Origin of the sequence: Haloferax mediterranei ATCC 33500 (genome assembly GCF_000306765.2) — an archaeon.
In the GTDB taxonomy this organism is placed as follows: Archaea; Halobacteriota; Halobacteria; order Halobacteriales; family Haloferacaceae; genus Haloferax; species Haloferax mediterranei.
Genome location: NC_017941.2, coordinates 429,046 through 447,554, shown reverse-complemented (window position 1 = coordinate 447,554; position 18,509 = coordinate 429,046). Strand labels below are relative to the sequence as shown.

Genomic DNA, 18,509 nt, shown 5'->3' with positions numbered 1-18,509 from the left:
GAATCAGGCTTCGTCCAGCGGTTCGCCCTCGAAGGTGAACTCGGCGGAGTTGTCGGTGGGGTCGTAGCCGAGGACTTCACGGGCGCGGTCGATGGAGTAGTATTTACGGTCGTTGTCGGAGATGCCGTAGACGATTTCGTAGTCGTAGTCGGCCTCGATGCAGCACTCGAAGAGGTGCCCACAATCGCGGTACGAGAGCCACATCGCCTGCCCGCGTTCGTACTCTTTCGGCGGGTGGTGTTGGGTCAGGTTTCCGATTCGGACGTTCACGACCGAGAGGTCGTGGTGGTCGTGGTAGTATCGGCCGAGCGTCTCGCCGGTGGCCTTACTCACACCGTAGAGGTTGCTCGGACGCGGGAGTTCGGTCCCGTCGAGTCGGAACTCGTGGTTAGTACGGTACATCTCCGGAGTACGTTCGTCGGTTTCGTACGCGCCGACGGCGTGGTTAGAAGAGGCGAACACGAACTTCTCGACGCCCGCGTCGACAGCCGCGTCGAACATCTTCTGTGTGCCGTCGATGTTGTTTCGGAGAACGCTATCCCACGGTGCCTCGGGACGCGGGTCACCAGCAAGGTGGATGACCGCGTGTACGCCGTCCATCGCGTTTCGCACGGCAGTTTCGTCGGTGACATCTGCAACGTACACGTCCGTAGAGTCAACTGACGCAGGAATCTTTTCGTCAGACAGTGGCTCGCGGTCCAGCAGCCGCCAGTCGTAGGCTTCGCCGATGTGCCCTAATATCGCCTGGCCGACGCGCCCGCCAGCCCCCGTCAGCAAAACCGGCTGGTCCATTCGATTCTAGGTCCGATAAGGGAGATTAAGTAAGGTCCGGTTCGTGCCCGTTGGAAGCCTCACGACCGGCGAACTTTAACCCCGAGCGACACATCTCTCGCTATGGTTACAGACCCGCAAACGGCCTGCTTCGAGGCGGGCATCAAGTTCGGGACGCTCTATCACCAGTTCGCCGGGACGCCGGTTTCGCCTGAAAGCGCCCGGAGTCTCGAACGAGCAATGGAGGAATCTATCGAGAACCAACCCTACTGCGAGTCGGTTTCGGTCGACATCCTCGGCGACGCGCTCGAAGCCGAACTCGCCGATTCGACGGCCGATTACACCGAGCTTACGGGTCGGTTCATGGAAGTCGAGATGCGTATCGGGTACGAAGGCGTGACCGTCAAGACGAGAATGGAGATGGAAGACGGCTATCCGCTGATGAAACTCGTGTCGGTCGAATAATGAGTCCGCGAATCGCCGCTCGCGGGCTTCTCGTCCGCGACGGCGAACTCCTCGTGATTCGGTACCGAACCGACGGCGAGGACTGGTACGCCGCGCCTGGCGGCGGGCAGAAACGCGGCGAATCGCTCGCGGAGACAGTCCGCCGCGAGGTCTACGAGGAGACCGGCTACGAGGTCGCCGTCGGGTCACTCGCGTTCGTCAGGGACTTCGTCCCCTCGACGCACTACGAGGACAGAAGCGACGATGGTCACCAGGTCGAGCACTTCTTCTGGTGCGAACAGATGACCGACGAACCGGACGACCCGACGGAGCGAGACTCGGTCCAAGTCGGCGTGACGTGGCTCCCGCTCGATTCGCTCGGCGACGTTCGGTTCTTCCCCGGCCCGCTCGGTGACCTCCTTCGGGACGGCGTTCGCGAGGGCACAAACGACGCTCGCGGTGCGTGCTACCTCGGCGACGTGGACTGAGAAATCGGCCGCGACCGCAACCGAGTCACCCGATTTCACTTTCACTTTCGGGGTCGTTTTTAAACCCCCACGTGCCGAATGTGCTGTCATGAGTCAAAGCACGCTCGGCGACGACGACCTGTTCGGAGAGGCAGCAGAAGAGATGCGCGCCGACGTTGAGGAACACCTCAACGAGGCCCGGTCGGCGCTGCCCGACGCGGACGACGTGTGGGACGCAGACGCGAACAACGTTCTCGGCGTCCTCAACGGACTCCGCTCCTCGCTGGACATCGAAGGCGCGGCCGAACACGTCCGACAGGCCAAGAAGTGGTTCGTCATCGGCCAACGCGCCGAAGCGTTCGACGACCCCGACGACCTCGAAGACGCCATCGAAGAACTCGAAGAACTCATCGAGATGGTCGAAGACGCCCACGAACTCGTCGGCGAACTCACCAACACGATGCCGCAACTGCGCGGCGCACTCACCGAGGCCGCGGAAGCCGCCGAAAGTGAGGACGACGAGGAAGCGGAGGAAGAAGAGGAAGAAGAGGAAGAGTAGCCACCCGCCCTTAGTTGAGATTTCGTTTCTCGACTGCGGCAAGCAGCGACGCGAGCGCGTCGGCCACGAGCGATTCTAATTCTTCTCCGCGGTCCGCATCACCGTCGGCGGGGTCGCCGACGACGCCGTTGTCTGTGAATTCAGCCGAGTCGTGAGCGAGGTTGACGCCGGAAACCCACTCTCCCCAGCGGTCTGAGCCGCCTTTCTGCGCCTCCTCGATTCGGTCTTCTCGAACCAGTTCGGGGTGCGTGTGTCGGAGCAGTGCGGTTTCGAGAGGGCCGCCGTGGCCCATGTCCGACGAGTGCTCGCCGACGGCGTTGAACCACGTGAATGAGACGGTGTAGGCATCGCCCGCGCGGGAGACGCGTCGACACAGTTCTGCAAGGGCTTCGATGTTGCCGCCGTGGCCGTTGACGACGACGACACGGTCGAATCCGTGGTGGGCGAGCGATTCGATGGTCTCGCGGACGTACGCGCGGAAGGTATTAGGTGAGACCCACAGCGTCCCGTCGAAGGCGCGGTGTTCTTCGGCGACACCGACCGGAATCGTCGGGCCGACGAGCACGTCGCCGTCGAACGCCGCCGCGCCCGCTTCGGCGACGGATTCGGCGTTGAGGAAGTCCGTTCCGAGCGGCGCGTGCGGGCCGTGTTGTTCGGTGCTCCCGACCGGTAAGAGTGCGAGGTCGGTGTCGAGGTCGGCGACCTCGGTCCAGGTGGCCTCGGAAAGTCGCATGGCGGGAGAAAGACGGGAGTCGCCTTAGTGGTGGGCGGTCTTCGGGCGGCCTTCGCGTCAGGGTCGTCGGTTAGCCGTCGTCAGTCACCAGTTGACCGTCGTCAGTCGTTGCTGGCGTCGACTTCGGCCTGTCGGCGGGCGGCGCGCTCGACGAACTCGTCCGGGAGTTGGTCGATTTCTCCGGCTTGGACGCCCCAGAGGTGGGCGTAGAGACCGTCGTCGGCCAAGAGGTCGTCGTGCGTGCCGCGCTCGACGATGCGCCCGTCTTCGAGGACGACGATTTGCTCGGCGTCCTTGATGGTCGAGAGTCGGTGGGCGATACTGAACGTCGTTCGGTCGGCGGTGAGTTCGTCGAGGGAGCGCTGGATGAGCATCTCGGTCTCGGTGTCCACGTCCGAGGTCGCTTCGTCGAGGACGAGGATATCGGGGTCTTTGAGGATGGCTCGCGCGATAGAGACGCGCTGGCGCTGGCCACCGGAGAGTTTCACGCCGCGCTCGCCGACCTTGGTGTCGTACCCCTCCGGGAGGTTCGAGATGAAGTCGTGGGCCTCGGCGGCTTTCGCGGCCGCAATCACGTCTTCGTCGTCGGCGTCGAAGGTACCGTAAGTAATGTTGTCCCGCACGGTTCCGTAGAACAGGAACGTCTCCTGGCTGACGTAGGCGATGGACTCGCGGAGACTGGAGAGCGTCACGTCGCGCACGTCCTGTCCGTCGATGCTGACGCTTCCCTCGTCGGTGTCGTACATCCGCATCAGAAGTTTGAGAATCGTCGATTTCCCGGCGCCGGTCGGGCCGACGAGCGCGAGGGTCTCACCGCCGCCAACCTCGAAGGAGATGTCTTCGACGATGGTCTCGCCGTCGTCGTAGCCGAAGGTGACGTTGTCGTACTCGACGCGGCCCTCGGAGACGACGAGGTCGGGAGCATCTGGCTGTTCGGCGAGGCGAGCGGGTTCGTCCATCAACCCGAAGATTCGTGCGCTGGAAGCGTGGGCGCGCTGGTACATATTGATAATTTGGCCGAACTGGGCGAGCGGCCAGACGAACTGCTGGGTAAGCAGGATGAAGGTGACGAACTCACCGACTTCGAGGTCGCCGGTGAACGGACCAGGGCCTGCACCGTTGATGACCCACAGGCCGCCCACAATGAACGTGAGCGAGAAACCAATACCCGCGAGGATACGGAGTGCGGGGAAGAACTTGATACGGGTGTTGATGGCCCCCCAGTTGGCGTCGAAGTAGTCCATCGAAACGTCGTCGACGCGGTCGGATTCGTGAGACTCGGCGTTGAACGTCTTGATGACCTGAATACCGCCGAGGTTGTTCTCCAGTCGGGAGTTGAGTTTGCCGACAGAGGAGCGCACATCGGCGTACTTCGGCTGGATGATATTCACGAACTTCCACGTGAACAGGGCGATAAGCGGAACCGGAAGCAGCGCGACCAGCGCCAACTGCCAGTTGTACGAAAGCAGGACGACCGCGATGGCGAGGACCATGACGGAAAGCCGGAAGAAGGCGTTCATCCCGTCGTTGAGGAACCGTTCGAGGCGGTTCACGTCGTTCGAGAGAATGGACATCATCTCGCCGGTCTGTTTGTCGGCGAAGAAGTCCATATTGAGCAGTTGCATCCGGTCGTAGGTGTCGGTCCGGACGGCGTGTTGGATACGCTGGGCGTAGGAGTTCCAGCCCCAGTTTCGAAGCCAGTGGAAGACGGCACCGGCGGTGAAACTGAACACGATAATGCCGACGGCGAGGAAGAACTGGCCGCTTCGCGTCGCGGGCACGAACGGCGCAATCCACGCCTCGGGGAGTACGGGGAATCCAGCCGCGAAGGACTTCTCCTGGCGAATAATCGCGTCGATAGCGAGGCCTAGAATGACCGGTGGAAGCAGGTCTAGTACTCGTGCAGCGATACTCGCGAGGACACCGACGAGGAACTGGAGTATGTTCTCACGACCGTACTCGGAGAACAACCGCCGCATCGGGTTGTCGACCCGTTCCTTCTGATCTTCGAACGGGTCGTCATCTGTCTCAGGAGGCACGACATCGTTTCAGGGGACGAACAAAGTAAAGTGCTCGGGTGGAGTGTGTTCTCCGCCGGTATTGGTTTAGTTCGTGCGCGAAGTACGGCCTAAACAACCGCGGTTTCAGAGCACGCGTCCCTCAACATCTGGTTCGATACCTGCCTCAGTAAGGTCCTGTCGGATACGCTCACGAAGTGGATTCGGGACCGCCTCTCTGCTGACAGGGACTGCTAGCTCACCGTCGCCTTTTACCTTCCAGTAGAGGACGCAATCGGACGGTTCGTAGTACTCGATACTGTACGCGTCGTCCGCCCCGCGGTAATGGACTCGTGCGGCGAAATCTTCCGCATGCCACCCCTGAAGTTCAGCAAGTTCCGAAATCCGTTCTCCCATGTGTCGGTGGTCGGGTTGAGGACATTCGGAACTTTCGTTCTACCGGTCTCGCAAAGAGTTCGAATCATCGCCACTCGGTCGGCTACTGTTCACTCTTCGGGGAGCGTACAGTGCTTGTCATCCGACTGTGGGTGTGACGGTGGTGTTTCGGACTTCGTGTTAGCCTCACACTCGACGTTTCGAATGACATTTCCAGTCGAGTCAGGAGAGACGACAACGAGTGGCTCGAACGGCGGCGGCACCAGGAGCGCACAGAAATCATTGCGTTCGATTCGGTTCCTGTCGGAGTCCTCTAATATCGCGCCACGAGCTCCCAGGTCCCCATCGACAACGTTCTTGAGAACGAGATTACGGCCACTCCTCCGGAGAACGAACCCAGCGACCAGTATATCGATCTCGTTCTCCACAAACCGATTCAGTTCGCTATTGACCAGCGTAAAGGCAGGCGCATCGGAGTCAAGAACGTTCGATTTGAATCGGTTTAGGTCACTATTTGTCAGGACAACTACCCGATCTTCACTCAAGAGTTCGCAATCGACGAATCTGTTTTTGTGCGAGTTCGTGAGCGAGACGACAACTGAACTGGTCATCGTACACGATCTAAACGTGTTCTTCTCTGAATTGGTTAGTTCGACCCCCGTACGGTTGGTCGAGTGTAATACGGTGTCGGTCACCACGCACTGACGGCTATTTTCGATAGAGAGGAGTGTATCTGCTTCAGGTTGCCGGACGAGCCGTACATCGATTCGAGAGTCGTCGATAGACACGTGTCGTGCGTCGAGTATCCGAACACCATCTCCCATCGCGAGGTTCGTAATCGAGACGCTGCTTCCCAAAATCGTCGTTAGCCCCCTCACTGTATGTCTGCGTCCATCGACGCGGACTCTGTCGGCGACGATTTCTAAACAGTCAATATCTTCAGTGAGGTGATACCGACCGGGTTCGGTAATCCTTACATGCCCCGTGACGGACTGTGAATCCTCCGAGAGGGTGCCCATCACTGACCCGAGAAACGTGGCACTCCCGAGACTTCTGAGCGCTCCCCGACGGGTGGTTCGTCGTGCCATGGGCCTATGGCATGAAAAGTGACAGCTTCGTAAAGTTATGTGTCGGAAAAAGACGCTAATCGTGAACATAACGTCAAAAACATCTGGAACCGGCCCCTCTCGGTTTCAGTCGGCGACGATGCGGTCGCCCACGTCGATTTCGGTTCGGTTCGTGTAGCCGTAGGGGACTTCGAGGACGTACTTCCCGGTGCCGCGGTAGCGGGTCAGGTCCGCCTCGCTCGTCGCCTCGGGTTCGGTTTCGGCGTGGTGAATCCGCGTGATAGTCCCGTTTTCAGCGACGAAGATGATATCCAGCGGGAAGTCCATATCGCGCATCGCGTAGGCGTAGGTCCCCGTGTTATCGTGGATGAACCACATTCCCTCGTTCGCCCCGAGGGATTCGGCCTCGCTCAATCCGATGTAGCGCTTGGGATAGGTGTCGGCGACGCGGGCGTCGACAGTAGTGAGCGTTTCGCCCGTTTCGGTGTCGACCACGGTGAGTGTGGTCCGCTCGTACTCCGAGGCTGTACCGGGGATAAGCGCTGGATTCGTGAGATAGACCACGCTACCAACGGTGACGAGAACGGCGGCGACGAAGAGGGCAGTCCGTGCGCGGGAGGGCATCACTCGACATGGAGGGTCGCCGTCCGTCTAAGGGTTCCGGGGGCCGGACGAAACAAAAACCGTTATGAGCACGACACGGTTCAATTGGAATACGGGCTCGTGGTCTAGTTGGTTATGACGCGGCCTTTACAAGGCTGAGGTCGGTGGTTCGAATCCGCCCGAGCCCATGTTTCTGCGACGAACGAAGTGAGTCGAGAAATATCTGTGAGGGCGGGTGGAACCTGACGACGAGCGAGGGAAGCCGAGCGAAGTCGGCGTGGTTCGAATCCGCCCGAGCCCATCAGATTTTGTGACGAACCAAACGGTGAGTCACAAATCTGTGTATCGAGGGCGATTCGAATCAGGGAGCAACTTCGCTGCGACTGAGGTTCGAATCCGCCTGAGCCCACTTCTGTGCGAGCGAGCACGAACTCGTGAACGAGGAAGGAATCGAACCCTGCAAGACGAACGAAGTGAGTCTTGCTCTGGTTCGAATCCGCCCGAGCCCTAAAACACCCAAACATCACACAAACCCTTTTACCCAAATACGAACCCACTCCCCTGTAGTGAGCCACCTCGACAAACTCCGGACCCACCCACAACGAACTCTCGCGGTCTTCGCCTACGTAGCCGTCGTCCTCATCGCATCGGTGATTTCGACACCAGCGGGGGGACTCTCACCCATCGGACCACTGGGACTCGTTGGACTCGACAAGTGGCTCCACGCGGTCGGCTACGCGGGGCTTGGGTTCGCTCTCGCGTTCGCGGTGCGTGCGATACGGCTTCGCGAAGTCGGAGGTGCAATCGCGGTCGCCGGACTCTACGGCCTGTGTATCGAATTCGTGCAGGCCGGCCTTCCGTACCGAACGTTCAGTGTGATGGATATGGGTGCGAACGTCCTCGGGGCGATGCTCGGTGGCGTGCTCTGGTACGTCGTCGTCCACAGGGAGGGACGATGGGGGTAGCGTTATCTCGCCCCCAGACAAAGATTACGCAAGCAGTGAGGGCACATGGGCACGAGACGAATTATCCGGGCACTCGGTCTTGCGGGGCTAGGAATCGCTAGTACGTACTATCTCGCGATTCGGCCGTGGCACAGACGCTGGGGGACGACCAACGACGAAGCAGCGGGACCACTACCGGGTGACGACTTCGTCAGCGACTACGACACGTCGTCGACACGGGCGATTACCATTGGAGCACCAGCGCGGGCTGTCTGGCCGTGGCTGGTACAGTTAGGGCAGGGCCGCGGCGGGTTCTACAGTTACGAGCGACTGGAGAACCTCTTCGGCTTGGGGATTGACAATGCGGACCGCATCTTGTCGGAGTACCAGCACCTCGATGTGGGTGACGAGGTTCGACTCGGTCCACCGGGGGCGAATGCGCCGTCGTTCCACGTCGCGCTGGTCGACCCAGGGCGGAGCCTCACTTTGAGCGCGCCGGGGTGGGAGACGGGCGAAAGCCCAGCGGTGTGGACGTTCGCGTTGCACGAAGTCACCCCGAACACGACGAGGCTCATCGTGAGGTTCCGCGGGCGCTCCGAGACACTTCGAGAGCGCGTGGTGAACCGACTTATCATCGAGCCAGTTCAGTTCGCTATGGAGCGAAAGATGCTGAAGGGAGTTCGAGAGCGGGCTGAACGAACGCGTGCGAGTGCAACCGAGGGGCGACGGCGTTGACCCAGCGCCGACGGGCGATTCGAAAGTCTTTTTCCTTCGCTCCGGCTTCGGAAGAGTGCGAGCCGCCTTAGCTCAGACTGGGAGAGCACTCGACTGAAGATCGAGCTGTCCCCGGTTCAAATCCGGGAGGCGGCATTTCTGTGATTTCTAACCGACGAGCGAAGCGAGTCGCGTTGAAATCCAGAATGCGACCCGACCGGATTCTGAACCAGGGAGCGAACGTAGTGAGCGAGTGAGGTTCACGCGAACAGAGTGAGCGTGAGCAGGTGAGACGGAGTCTCACCACGTTCAAATCCGGGAGGCGGCCTCAGTTCCTCGGCTCGACACAAGATCACGTAACACCTTCTGGCGTCGCTATTTTTGACTCGGGCTCAGCTACCGATACCGAGAAGAGCACCAGCACTACGAAGTGGAGGCTGAGTCCTTCCAAAAGTGATCGAACGGCATGGCCCGCCAACGGAGAAGGTCTTGCCATTAGGTTACTGGTACTGACGACGTAAGTCGTCGAATAGAGAGAAAACGGGGGCATATCTGTTCAGACCTCCGTCGTATCCGCTGACTGAACGCGATGTAGTGACAGAAAGTCACTGGTGTGGTAATTGCCCGTTTAGTCGACATAGACGAATACACGTGGTTTCTGAGGCGAGCTATAGCAACCGATACTCGCAGTATATCGGTATCTGAGGGTCTGTATATCAAATATCAGCGACTCTATAGATATGAGTGATTTCGTTGTACGTTCGGCCACATCCCCGGTGGCCCAACCCGTCCGAAGCGGGCGGGTTCGGTGTCACTCACGCAACGGACGCGTGTCGTTGTTCCGTTGGGTGACTGGGGGACAAGACAACCATGCCAAACGAAGACAACATCAAATTATCGAGACGACGGGTGCTCGGAAGCCTCGGCGTCATCGGTGGTGCCGCCGCACTTGGCGGAGCCGGTACGATTGCCGGCTTTAGTGACGTGGAAGAGAAAGTCGGCTGGCTCGAAGCCGGGAAGATGGACCTCATGCTGGACTACCGTGCCACGTACAAACCGTGGGAACGGTTCGAGCTGAATCCGGACGACCCGCTCCGGGATGGCGACTACACGAATGGCGAGGCAGTCCCAGTCGATGGAGACGATATGACGTTCGTGGTCGGGCAAGCGCCCGACTACCGCGTGGACGACGACGACAACGACTTCGCTAATGACCCCGCTGTTTCCGCACAGCAATGGGCTGAGCTCACGACGTCGGTGGACCCCTGTGCAATCCAAGATGCGGGGAACGACCCAACCGACCTTCGCTCGTTATTCCCCAACAGTGATTTCGGCGACGTCGACGTCTTCGGTTCGCCGACTGTCGATGATACGTACGAACCAGGCTTCGTCGACGGCTTCCAGGGGATGCAAGTCGACCTCTTGGACATCAAGCCCCTCGACGAGGGTGAATGTACCGTTAGTCTCCACGTCTGTGACAACCCCGCGTTCGTCTGGGCTAGAGTGGATTACCACCCTGACGACGACCGTGCTACCGCCGACGCCGAGAACACCATTATCGAACCCGAAATGCCCCAGGACACCGGCTCAGGTGTCTGGGAGTTCGGCGAACTGGACGACTACATGTGGGTCCAACTCTGGGACGATGCGAACTGTAATAACCAGTTAGACGAGGACGAAGTTGTCCTCTACCAGGGTTCGTTCAGGGGACTTATCGAGGAAATGCGCGACGGCTTCCTGCTGAATCCGTTCCAGTCGATCAGTCTTTCGGGAACCGTCGATAGCACTAACGGTACGATCACCCTCGACAGCAATCAGAAGTTCACCGTGAGCGGGAACCCGCAGTGTCACAACCTTAACGACATCGAGGTGGACGGCACGACCTTCGCCGAAGCGGGGATTACCTTCGAGCCCGCCCACGACCTCGATGAAGACGGTGACAACAGTGACGAGATGCGAATCGAGGATATTCCGGGTGTGGGTAAGACGAAGAACTACCCGCACATTGACGGTGGCACTATCGATGTCCTCGGTATCGGACTCGATTCCAATGGGCTTCCCACGACGGACCCAAGTGCAGCGGAAGGTGGCGCAGTCGGTATCCAATTTACGAGCACTAATCCCGTCCGTGCGGTCATCCTCAAAGGCGGTGCACAGGGCGCAAGCGCCTACATCGGAGCGGACGCCGGGACGACAACCGCAGACCTCGATGTCGACGTGGACTACAACGACGTTGGCGATAGCAACGTGTTCGACGACGCCCTTGGCTCTGGCCTCTCCGGTGACCAGAGCATCCTCTACACGGCAGAAAACCCGAATGGCAAGCCCGCCGAAATCAGTAACATGAGCTTCTGTCTGTCCGAGGATGCTGACGGCAATGGGGAACTTCCGCCACAGGAAATTCCGCTGTGTATCGACGACGCCTGCATCGCCTACGAGTGGTTCCTCCCGCAGGAACTCGTGGACGACTCCAACGACCGCGGTGGCACGGCCGGGCAGGGCTTCACGCAGCTCCCCTCCGACCGGGAGACTGTCACGCGTGCTGACGGAACCACGGTTGATGTCGTGGACGTTGACGGTGACGGAAACATCACGCTGGCCGACGAAATCGTCCGTCGATTCCAGCTTGGAAGCGTCGACAACATCGACATCAACGTGGTGCAGACTGACTCCTTCCACTTCCAAAAAGAGTTTGTCGCCGAGCAGTGCCGCCACCACACTGGTGAGACGCCGACCAACCCGTTCTAACTCAAGAACCGCTCTCTAACCAACCTCTTCCGTTCGACCCACACCGGTCTGACGGTCACCACGGCGGTTCGACTCCGCCAGTGGGTCCTTCTGCCCGCGAAACTCTGCCCATTCTCGATTACGTAGCCTACCACGGAGAGCGGCCGCTCCGGGTTGCACATTCAATCTCAAAAAATGCTGGTTACCTCCGAGAACCCCTGAGCAGGCGAGACGGCGACAAAGAATGTCCCGGTGATGCTCGGCGGGACGGGTTAGGAACTGACCTGCTTCGTCTGCGTGGCGCTGTAGCCGCTCGCGTCGGTGACGGTCAGGGTGAGGTCGTACGTGGCTTTGCCGACGTGCTTGAACTTGAACTTGTCAGTGCCGGATGCGCTTCCACCGCTCACGCTCGTCCGCGCAGAGTCGACGAGGCTACCGGAGGAGTCGAACACCTCGACGAGAACCGAGTCAAGGTCACCGTCAGCGTCGGAGACGCTCCACTTGGCCGTGATTTCGGCGTGTGGGTTCGGCGAGCCAGCCTCAGTCACGCTGTAGCTGTCGATAGCCGGGGCGTTACCGCCCGAGCTACTGTCGGTCGTAAACGTGATCGTGCTCCCGGTGTCGGTGTCGCCGTCGCTGGCGTCCGCGACGGCGCAGAATTCGTAGTCGGTACCGCTGGAGAGTCCCGAAATCGACTCACTGTACGAACCGGTCGAAGAGAGCGTCTGCGCGCTCGTCTCCGTCCACGTGCTGGTCCCGCTCTCGCGGTACTTGAAGGCACAGTCCGCCGAGGATGCTCCGCCGAGGTCGGTCAGGTCACCGTTGAGCGTGACCGAAGAGGTGCCGACGCTCGACTCCTGGTCGGTGGCGACGGCGACGCTCGTGTCGCTAGTCGAGGTGGTGAACGAGACCGAACTTCCGGTGTCAGTGTCACCGTCGCTGGCGTCAGTAATCGCCCGGAACTCGTAGTCGGTGCCCGTGGAGAGGCCGGAGATGTCCTGACTGAACGAACCCGTCGAGGAGAGCGTCTGAACGCTTGTGGTCGACCACGAACTCGTTCCACTTTCGCGATACTCGAAGTAGCAGTCGGCCGACGACGCGTTGCCGAGGTCGGTGAGGCTACCATTGAGCGTCGCCGAGGAGTCCGCGACGTTGGTCGGCGAGTCCGTCGTGACTGCGGGCGGGTCGTCGGTCGTGGTGAACGTCACCGAACTCCCGGTGTCGGTGTCGCCGTCGCTGGCGTCCGCAACCGCCCGATACTCGTAGTCGACGCCGTCCTCGAGTCCGGAGACGGATTGACTGAACGTGCCTGTCGAGGAGAGCGTCTGGGTGCTCGTCGTCGACCACGTACTCGTTCCGGTCTCGCGGTACTCGAAGTAGCAGTCGGCGGAAGACGCCCCACCGAGGTCGGTTAGGCTGCCGTTAAACGTGACAGAGGTCTCTCCGACACTGCTGGCGCCGTCGGTCGAGACGGCGACGTTCGTATCGCCCCCGCCACCGCCATCAGACGCGGCGTTGGCAGCCGCCTCGGCATCGACGAGGCCGTAACCCTGCGCGTCGCTCGACAGCCCGATGTCTTCGGCGGTATCCTGGAGTATCTGCCGCGCTTTCGTGTTCGAGTGACCGTGAGCCATCACCAGTCCACCTACGCCCGAGACGTGCGGGCAGGCCATCGACGTACCCGACTTAGTGCTGTAGCCGCCGGGAACCGTCGAGTAGATGTAGGTGCCGGGTGCGGCGAGTTCGACCTCGTCGCCGGTCGAGGAGTACGAGGCGATCGAGTCGTCGCTGTTCGTCGCGCTGACAGCGACGACTGTCGAGTACGCCGCAGGATACCGGACGCAGCCACTACATCCGTCGTTACCGGCCGCGGCCACCAGCAAGACGCCCTTGTCGTAGGCGTACTGGCAGGCGTCCTGAAGTGTCGAGTAGCTGTCGGACGCGCCGAGACTCATGCTGCCGACGTCGTACCCTTGGTCGGCAGTCCACTGGATTCCGTCGGCGAGTCCGGAGACACTCGCGTAGCCGTCGTCACCAATTACCTTGACTGCGTGGAGCGTCGCCTCGGTGCTACCTCCGACGACACCCTCAGTGTTGTCAACAGCGCCAGCGATACCCGCACAATGTGTCCCGTGGCTGTTGTCGTCGTCCCACGGTTCGTCACAGCCTGAGCAGGTTTCGACTGCGTACCCCGTCCCGAGGTTCGCTTGCAGGTCGGGGTGGTCGCTGTCTATTCCGGAGTCGATGATAGCGATGTCGGCTCCTTGGCCCGTCTCCCCATTAGAGTGGGCGACGTCCGCGTCGATGCGGTCGACGCCCCACGGGAGCGACTCGCCGATGGCCTCAACTTGTCCATCGGGTTCGACATATCGAACGCCCGCGTGGTTCCGCAGTGCGTCAAGCGCCTCCGGCGGGAACCGGCCGACGACCGCCTGCCCGATGTCGCCGAAGTCCAATTCGTTGACGACCTCCTTCGCGCGCCCTCGCGCTGCACGCTTACCACGTTTGGATTTCGTTCCGATGATGTGCCGTTCGGCCGAACCGTCTGCGGGTTTTTTTGCTATTGCTTCATTCGAAATCAACGGCCCGGAAACCCCGACACCGATACCCTGGAGGATTCTCCGTCTGGTTAGCGTATTATCTATCAGGCTCATTTACTATGTGGTTCTATTACGCGGATTAACGGGACATAAATCCATCCAATTATCCACTATATTAGTGGAATATTTTCATATGCTAGCCGTTAAGTCTTATATTAGACATATTCTGATATTCCTGTCTTTAAATTTTAAATATACTTAGTCTCCAGTATTTGACAGAGAATGTACGAGTATGATTCGACCGAGGAGAGCCAAAGAGTGGTTAAACAATCCTGTGGGGAGTAATACAAAGGTGTTAGAATTCATTGATAATTGAACTATTAACGTGGGGGGTAGTCCCTTGTCTCGCTCCAGGTTCGGAGTGAAACGGGAGATTAAAACTGCGTACCGGTGAATAGGATTACTCCGCGTACTGTATCGTATTGTTTCTCGAGACGCTCACATCGCGCCAAGAGTCGTTGACCCCCGCTTGGACGGTTACGGTGTAGTCGAGTCCGTCCCCGCTGTCAACGCTGCTGTGGTAGCTCGTGTTGCCACGGAGCGCGATAGTGAGATTAGTTGAGTCAGCCGGTGTGAAGCCGTCTAGCCCGTCGAGGTCGGCCTTGGAGGCGTCGTGGAGGTCGACAATGCCGTTCCCGTTCGTATCAGTTATCCGTGACCCAGTGAGGTCCGTCCCGTTGTACTCGAACCGAACGACTTCGAGCGTCTTTGCCGTCGCATTGCCGTCGTTCGTCGACTCGGATTCGGTGTCGTTCTGGTGGTACGAGACGTTGAGATTCACGTAGCTGGCGGTGGACGACGCTTCGGTGAGTCCGAGTTGCAGCGTATTGGTAACCTCACCAGTGGCGTTCGTGGGGTGGGAATAGTCATCCCAAGTATCCTCAACATTGGTAGCATCGTTCTGGTCGGTAGTGCTGTCTGCCGTCGCCGGGCCAACCTCTGAGAGTTGCACATCGAACGACCCTGCGCCGAGTTGTGCGTCGAGTTCCTCAGTGTCGATGAAACCAGCCAACGTCCATCCACCCGCGAACGACGCGGTGAACACGACGATGGCGGCAAGCACCAGAAGTATTGTCCTCGGAGAGGGTGCCAGCGTCATCGTTCACCGCCCCGGCTCTTCCGGACGGCACTGATAAGCATCCAAACCTCGGAACCGATGAGAAGCACTGTCGGAACGAGGATGAGGACGACGATACCTGTCGTCGTGTTTGCGAATAGCGTCACGTGCCCAGCGTACGGGATAGTCATCATCACGCGCCCGACGACTGTGTCAGCGGAGACGAGTCGCTGGTCTGGGTCCTCGTTAGCGTCCCCTTTTGTCCGAAAGTACCGGCCGTCTTCCCGTTCGACGACCTCGACGACACGGTGGGTCTGTCGCTGGACGTCACTCCGGCCGGAATCTAATTCGTAGGTGATGACATCGCCGGTTTCGATAGTCGACGCTGGCACGTCGCGTACGATGATGACGTCTCCCGAACTAATCGCCGGTTGCATACTGCCCGTCAACACGGTGTAGCTCTGATCCGCACCGACGAGTTGGGGGACAGCCGTAACGGCAAACGGGAGGACGAGTGCGAGCAGTACCACGACACAGAGGGTGTTGAACAGCGTTTGTTTCGAAGGAACTTTCATCTGAGTCACCTTTCAGGCTGGGGGTTGGCCCTCCCGACCGAGGCGCATCTCGCGGTCGCTGGCAGCGTGGACGAGGGCAGAAACGCTGAACAGAAGTGTAACGATGACAGCACACCCCAGACTGGGGATGAGGCTGAACGGAGGCAGTCCAATCCAGTTCGCGAACACGAACCCGTGACTGAATACCCCGAGACCGGCGTAGTACTTGCTCCAGGAAATCGAATTGTGTGGGACGATGTCGAGATACACTTCGAGCGCTGATGCGTCGTCTGTGGGTTCGATTACTCCCCGTTTCTCGTCGAATATGACGACGTTGTTGTCCACCATCTTCGGCAGATGTGCTTGCCTGAGCGCAGTGTATACGCGCATCCGCTCCTTGTATGTTACCAAGTCGCATTTCGTGTTGTTCTCCCACGCAGCGATCTGCGTCGAGAGTTCTTTGAGTGTGACCGGCTGTTCCTGTTGAAAGAGATAGTGTAACACGTGGCGGCGGCGCTCCGAGCTGAGTGTCTCGAAGACAGTTTCCTGTGTCAATTCTTCCGTCGGTTCGGAGGGCCCGACTGACTCAGCTGCCCAGTCCGCTACTTTCTCGACAGACATAGTCATCTAAAGCCCCGCTGGTAGCTACGCGAAGCTCTCGTTCTACTCGTCTGGTCTGACGAGAAACGACAGGGTCCGCACTCTGTTCGCGTGATTCGACGGTGCTGAATCATTACGAGAACCCAGACCGTACATAGTCATTGTAAGTATTGTAGTACCGCCGCGTTAGACCTTAATTGAATTTAGAATACGAACTAGCTGAGTTAGTTAGTACAATTGTATTAAAATGATGGGGAAGCGCCATAACAGAGTTGACCAACCGTGATTACGACGGGGTGTGCTTCTCTGACACGTTTACAATCGGCCGAAGCCCTTTCATCGGAGCTTGGCGTCGAGACCCATCGATACCGACCCGGTATTACCGTATTTGCAGTAGCCGATAATCAATAATTGTCTGATAACCATAGCGAGCCGTCCTTAATCCGATACTACTGCTTTTGGACACTGTTGCAGACGCTGGTGTGACTGCCTATCCACGGAGTATGGAAGTGTTCGAGCTGACCGCTCACCTCTACAGAAGTGCGATAGCCGTACCAGTAAGAAGAGACCATGCCACCAACGGAAGGCTGTGCCAGAACGGGAGGAATCGCGTCTCTGGGGTCACATTTCTCGGAGGATAGTAGCGAAACACGGCAACTGAATCCGTGTCACGTCACCAAAGTAACTCGGCGGCGAGAAGTACCCCGATTTCGGGATGAGTCCAGTGTATACCGAAGACGACTCGCCATTGATTTTGCCAGCGGTCTCAGCAACTGTAACTCGCTTCGATGTTGCCGGGGATTCTCAAACTGCTTAATGAGATAGATTCATCTCTGAAATTTTGTAAGCTACACATAACAATACGTCTAATTTGCTAATTTGGACTAATGAAAAGAACCTCAGACCAACGCAGCACTTGGCCGTTACACAGACGGTCTGCGCTCAAGTTGACTGGCGGGGTTCTCCTCGCGAGTATGCTCGGTAGCCAGGCCGGAGCAACGCACACAAAGACAGGAACACACCGGGAATACCGTGTGAAACAGGGCGACCGTGAATTCGAAATCGGCCTGCTCGCGGGTGACACGCCCGTGAAGGAACTCTACGACCTCCGGATTCCGGACTGGTATAGTGGCGACAATGGGGCGACGGACCCCGGGGAAGGGCCATACTACGAATCGCTCGGTCTGGGATACCTGCTGGAAGAACCGTCGACGGTGCTGTTTCTCTACGACGGGCCGGATGGGCTCAGTCTCGTCGCGCTCCACGGCGGGTCCGGTGACGGTGGGTCTGTCACGTGGCGGCTCACTGGCGTACCCACCGATGCGGACTGGCTCGTGAAAGACGACCTGTACACCTATCCGGATGGTGAACCGGCTGACTCGAACTACGACCGGTGGAACGTGAGCGGCAGCGACCACGTCATCGACTGGACGTGGCGGGGAGGTCGAACAGACGGCGGCGTTCTCGGCTACCTCTCCGGTGAGTTCGAGATTACCATCCACCCGGCGTACAACACTGATGCAACGCTCTACGGGCAGTACTACTCTGGAGAGGTCACCACATGGCACGTCCTCTCCGGCGAGTGGGATTCACTGACGCGACAGTCTCTGAACCTCCACGAGACAGTGACGATTACCTGTGAAATCGTCGAAGACTTGGACTCCCCGGAGAGTCCGGAGTCACCAGCGACGCCCGAAGATCCGAAAGATGGAGAAGACGGGGATGGCTCGAAAGACTCCGAGAAAAGAAAAGGCGAGAGAGATAACGACAACGACGACAAGGGCAAAAAGAAGGAGAAGCCGGAGTGGAAAAAGGACCGCGACGAGGCACGCAAAGAGCGGAAAGAAAAGCGCGACGAGTGGCAAGAAAAACGCGACAACGGAGAAGACGACTGGAAGGAAGCCCGCGACGAAGCACGCAAAGAGGCAAAAGAAAAGCGAGACGAGTGGCAGGACAAGCGTGACGAATGGCAAGAAAAGCGAGACGAAGAAAAAGGCGAGCGCGAGGAGGAGAAAGACGACCGTGACGACAAAGACAGGGAAGACGACGAAGACAACGACGAGGACGACGAAGACAACGACGACGATTCACAACCGCGACGAGGACGAGGAAACGCACGGGGACAGAGGCGTGGCAAGGGACAAGGAAAAGCACGGGGACGAAGGGAGGACGACGGCGACGAGAGCGATACTGATGACGACGATGACGACTAAGTCGTCGACCAGAACGACCGTATCGATAGACTAGGGCCTAACCAGTCGCTGTTCCCAGATTCC

At 59.1% G+C, this 18,509-nt stretch carries 17 protein-coding genes and 2 tRNA genes; 9 read left to right on the top strand and 10 right to left on the bottom strand.

All coding sequences use genetic code 11. The features are described 5' to 3' along the window. Window positions 1–3: 3 nt before the first annotated feature. Window positions 4–792, bottom strand: a complete 789-nt coding sequence (azf, locus tag HFX_RS02350) for an NAD-dependent glucose-6-phosphate dehydrogenase (RefSeq protein ID WP_004057858.1) — start codon at window positions 790–792, stop codon at window positions 4–6. A 102-nt stretch (window positions 793–894) separates the two neighbouring features. On the opposite strand from azf, the gene HFX_RS02345 reads away from it, so the two are divergent. The 3 genes from HFX_RS02345 to HFX_RS02335 all read left to right on the top strand — a co-directional run bounded on the left by HFX_RS02345 (window position 895) and on the right by HFX_RS02335 (window position 2,241). Continuing rightward, entirely contained in the window at window positions 895–1,236 is a 342-nt protein-coding gene (locus HFX_RS02345) for a dihydroneopterin aldolase family protein (protein WP_004057860.1), read from the top strand. Beyond that, on the top strand, window positions 1,233–1,703 hold the full coding sequence (locus HFX_RS02340; RefSeq protein ID WP_179955371.1) for an NUDIX domain-containing protein: 471 nt from the start codon (window positions 1,233–1,235) through the stop codon (window positions 1,701–1,703). The genes HFX_RS02345 and HFX_RS02340 overlap by 4 nt, the downstream gene beginning before the upstream one ends. An 88-nt stretch (window positions 1,704–1,791) precedes the next feature. Beyond that, the gene (locus HFX_RS02335; protein WP_004057864.1) at window positions 1,792–2,241 is read left to right on the top strand and encodes a DUF5790 family protein; all 450 of its coding nucleotides are present in this window, start codon (window positions 1,792–1,794) and stop codon (window positions 2,239–2,241) included. Between the two features lie 10 nt (window positions 2,242–2,251). On the opposite strand, the gene HFX_RS02330 is transcribed toward HFX_RS02335, so the two are convergent. The 5 genes from HFX_RS02330 to HFX_RS02310 all read right to left on the bottom strand — a co-directional run bounded on the left by HFX_RS02330 (window position 2,252) and on the right by HFX_RS02310 (window position 7,058). Then, window positions 2,252–2,974: a creatininase family protein gene (locus HFX_RS02330; RefSeq protein WP_004057866.1), complete on the bottom strand. Its 723-nt coding sequence runs from the start codon at window positions 2,972–2,974 to the stop codon at window positions 2,252–2,254. A gap of 101 nt (window positions 2,975–3,075) precedes the next feature. Continuing rightward, window positions 3,076–5,013, bottom strand: a complete 1,938-nt coding sequence (locus HFX_RS02325; protein WP_004057871.1) for an ABC transporter ATP-binding protein — start codon at window positions 5,011–5,013, stop codon at window positions 3,076–3,078. A 105-nt stretch (window positions 5,014–5,118) separates the two neighbouring features. Next, window positions 5,119–5,388 (bottom strand): DUF7538 family protein, encoded by a 270-nt coding sequence (locus HFX_RS02320; RefSeq protein WP_004057873.1) that lies wholly within the window; start codon window positions 5,386–5,388, stop codon window positions 5,119–5,121. An 89-nt stretch (window positions 5,389–5,477) separates the two neighbouring features. Next, the gene (locus HFX_RS02315) at window positions 5,478–6,191 is read right to left on the bottom strand and encodes a NosD domain-containing protein (RefSeq protein WP_004057875.1); all 714 of its coding nucleotides are present in this window, start codon (window positions 6,189–6,191) and stop codon (window positions 5,478–5,480) included. 369 nt (window positions 6,192–6,560) lie between these two features. Then, window positions 6,561–7,058 (bottom strand): DUF192 domain-containing protein, encoded by a 498-nt coding sequence (locus HFX_RS02310; protein ID WP_004057878.1) that lies wholly within the window; start codon window positions 7,056–7,058, stop codon window positions 6,561–6,563. Between the two features lie 93 nt (window positions 7,059–7,151). On the opposite strand from HFX_RS02310, the gene HFX_RS02305 reads away from it, so the two are divergent. From HFX_RS02305 to HFX_RS02285, 5 genes are all read left to right on the top strand, one after another. Next, window positions 7,152–7,225: transfer RNA gene (locus HFX_RS02305), tRNA-Val, on the top strand. A 378-nt stretch (window positions 7,226–7,603) separates the two neighbouring features. Beyond that, the gene (locus HFX_RS02300; protein WP_004057880.1) at window positions 7,604–8,002 is read left to right on the top strand and encodes a VanZ family protein; all 399 of its coding nucleotides are present in this window, start codon (window positions 7,604–7,606) and stop codon (window positions 8,000–8,002) included. A 45-nt stretch (window positions 8,003–8,047) separates the two neighbouring features. Next, complete coding sequence (locus HFX_RS02295) at window positions 8,048–8,716, top strand: hypothetical protein (protein ID WP_004057883.1); 669 nt, start codon at window positions 8,048–8,050, stop codon at window positions 8,714–8,716. A 61-nt stretch (window positions 8,717–8,777) separates the two neighbouring features. Then, window positions 8,778–8,851, top strand: a tRNA-Phe gene (locus HFX_RS02290). Window positions 8,852–9,565: 714 nt separating this feature from the next. Then, complete coding sequence (locus tag HFX_RS02285; protein WP_014732118.1) at window positions 9,566–11,443, top strand: hypothetical protein; 1,878 nt, start codon at window positions 9,566–9,568, stop codon at window positions 11,441–11,443. A 251-nt stretch (window positions 11,444–11,694) separates the two neighbouring features. Here the strand turns inward: HFX_RS02285 and HFX_RS02280 are convergent, their stop codons facing one another. From HFX_RS02280 to HFX_RS02265, 4 genes are all read right to left on the bottom strand, one after another. Then, complete coding sequence (locus HFX_RS02280) at window positions 11,695–14,076, bottom strand: S8 family peptidase (RefSeq protein ID WP_231512927.1); 2,382 nt, start codon at window positions 14,074–14,076, stop codon at window positions 11,695–11,697. A 346-nt stretch (window positions 14,077–14,422) separates the two neighbouring features. Continuing rightward, complete coding sequence (locus HFX_RS02275; protein ID WP_004057898.1) at window positions 14,423–15,085, bottom strand: hypothetical protein; 663 nt, start codon at window positions 15,083–15,085, stop codon at window positions 14,423–14,425. Between the two features lie 32 nt (window positions 15,086–15,117). Then, window positions 15,118–15,654, bottom strand: coding sequence for a signal peptidase I (locus tag HFX_RS02270; RefSeq protein ID WP_004057899.1), 537 nt, complete (start codon window positions 15,652–15,654; stop codon window positions 15,118–15,120). A gap of 12 nt (window positions 15,655–15,666) precedes the next feature. After that, entirely contained in the window at window positions 15,667–16,260 is a 594-nt protein-coding gene (locus HFX_RS02265) for a DUF7344 domain-containing protein (protein WP_004057901.1), read from the bottom strand. A 1,007-nt stretch (window positions 16,261–17,267) separates the two neighbouring features. Between HFX_RS02265 and HFX_RS02260 the strand changes: the two genes are divergently transcribed. Next, complete coding sequence (locus HFX_RS02260; protein ID WP_014732116.1) at window positions 17,268–18,446, top strand: hypothetical protein; 1,179 nt, start codon at window positions 17,268–17,270, stop codon at window positions 18,444–18,446. The last annotated feature ends 63 nt before the right edge of the window (window positions 18,447–18,509 follow it).

Bases quoted from the DNA above. Each gene is read 5' to 3' on its own strand.
- HFX_RS02345 (WP_004057860.1), top strand. From the start codon at position 895: ATGGTTACAGACCCGCAAACGGCCTGCTTCGAGGCGGGCATCAAGTTC.
- HFX_RS02265 (WP_004057901.1), bottom strand. From the start codon at position 16,260: ATGACTATGTCTGTCGAGAAAGTAGCGGACTGGGCAGCTGAGTCAGTC.
- azf (WP_004057858.1), bottom strand. From the start codon at position 792: ATGGACCAGCCGGTTTTGCTGACGGGGGCTGGCGGGCGCGTCGGCCAG.
- HFX_RS02335 (WP_004057864.1), top strand. From the start codon at position 1,792: ATGAGTCAAAGCACGCTCGGCGACGACGACCTGTTCGGAGAGGCAGCA.
- HFX_RS02285 (WP_014732118.1), top strand. From the start codon at position 9,566: ATGCCAAACGAAGACAACATCAAATTATCGAGACGACGGGTGCTCGGA.
- HFX_RS02270 (WP_004057899.1), bottom strand. From the start codon at position 15,654: ATGAAAGTTCCTTCGAAACAAACGCTGTTCAACACCCTCTGTGTCGTG.
- HFX_RS02320 (WP_004057873.1), bottom strand. From the start codon at position 5,388: ATGGGAGAACGGATTTCGGAACTTGCTGAACTTCAGGGGTGGCATGCG.
- HFX_RS02310 (WP_004057878.1), bottom strand. From the start codon at position 7,058: ATGCCCTCCCGCGCACGGACTGCCCTCTTCGTCGCCGCCGTTCTCGTC.
- HFX_RS02280 (WP_231512927.1), bottom strand. From the start codon at position 14,076: ATGAGCCTGATAGATAATACGCTAACCAGACGGAGAATCCTCCAGGGT.
- HFX_RS02330 (WP_004057866.1), bottom strand. From the start codon at position 2,974: ATGCGACTTTCCGAGGCCACCTGGACCGAGGTCGCCGACCTCGACACC.
- HFX_RS02315 (WP_004057875.1), bottom strand. From the start codon at position 6,191: ATGGGAGATGGTGTTCGGATACTCGACGCACGACACGTGTCTATCGAC.
- HFX_RS02295 (WP_004057883.1), top strand. From the start codon at position 8,048: ATGGGCACGAGACGAATTATCCGGGCACTCGGTCTTGCGGGGCTAGGA.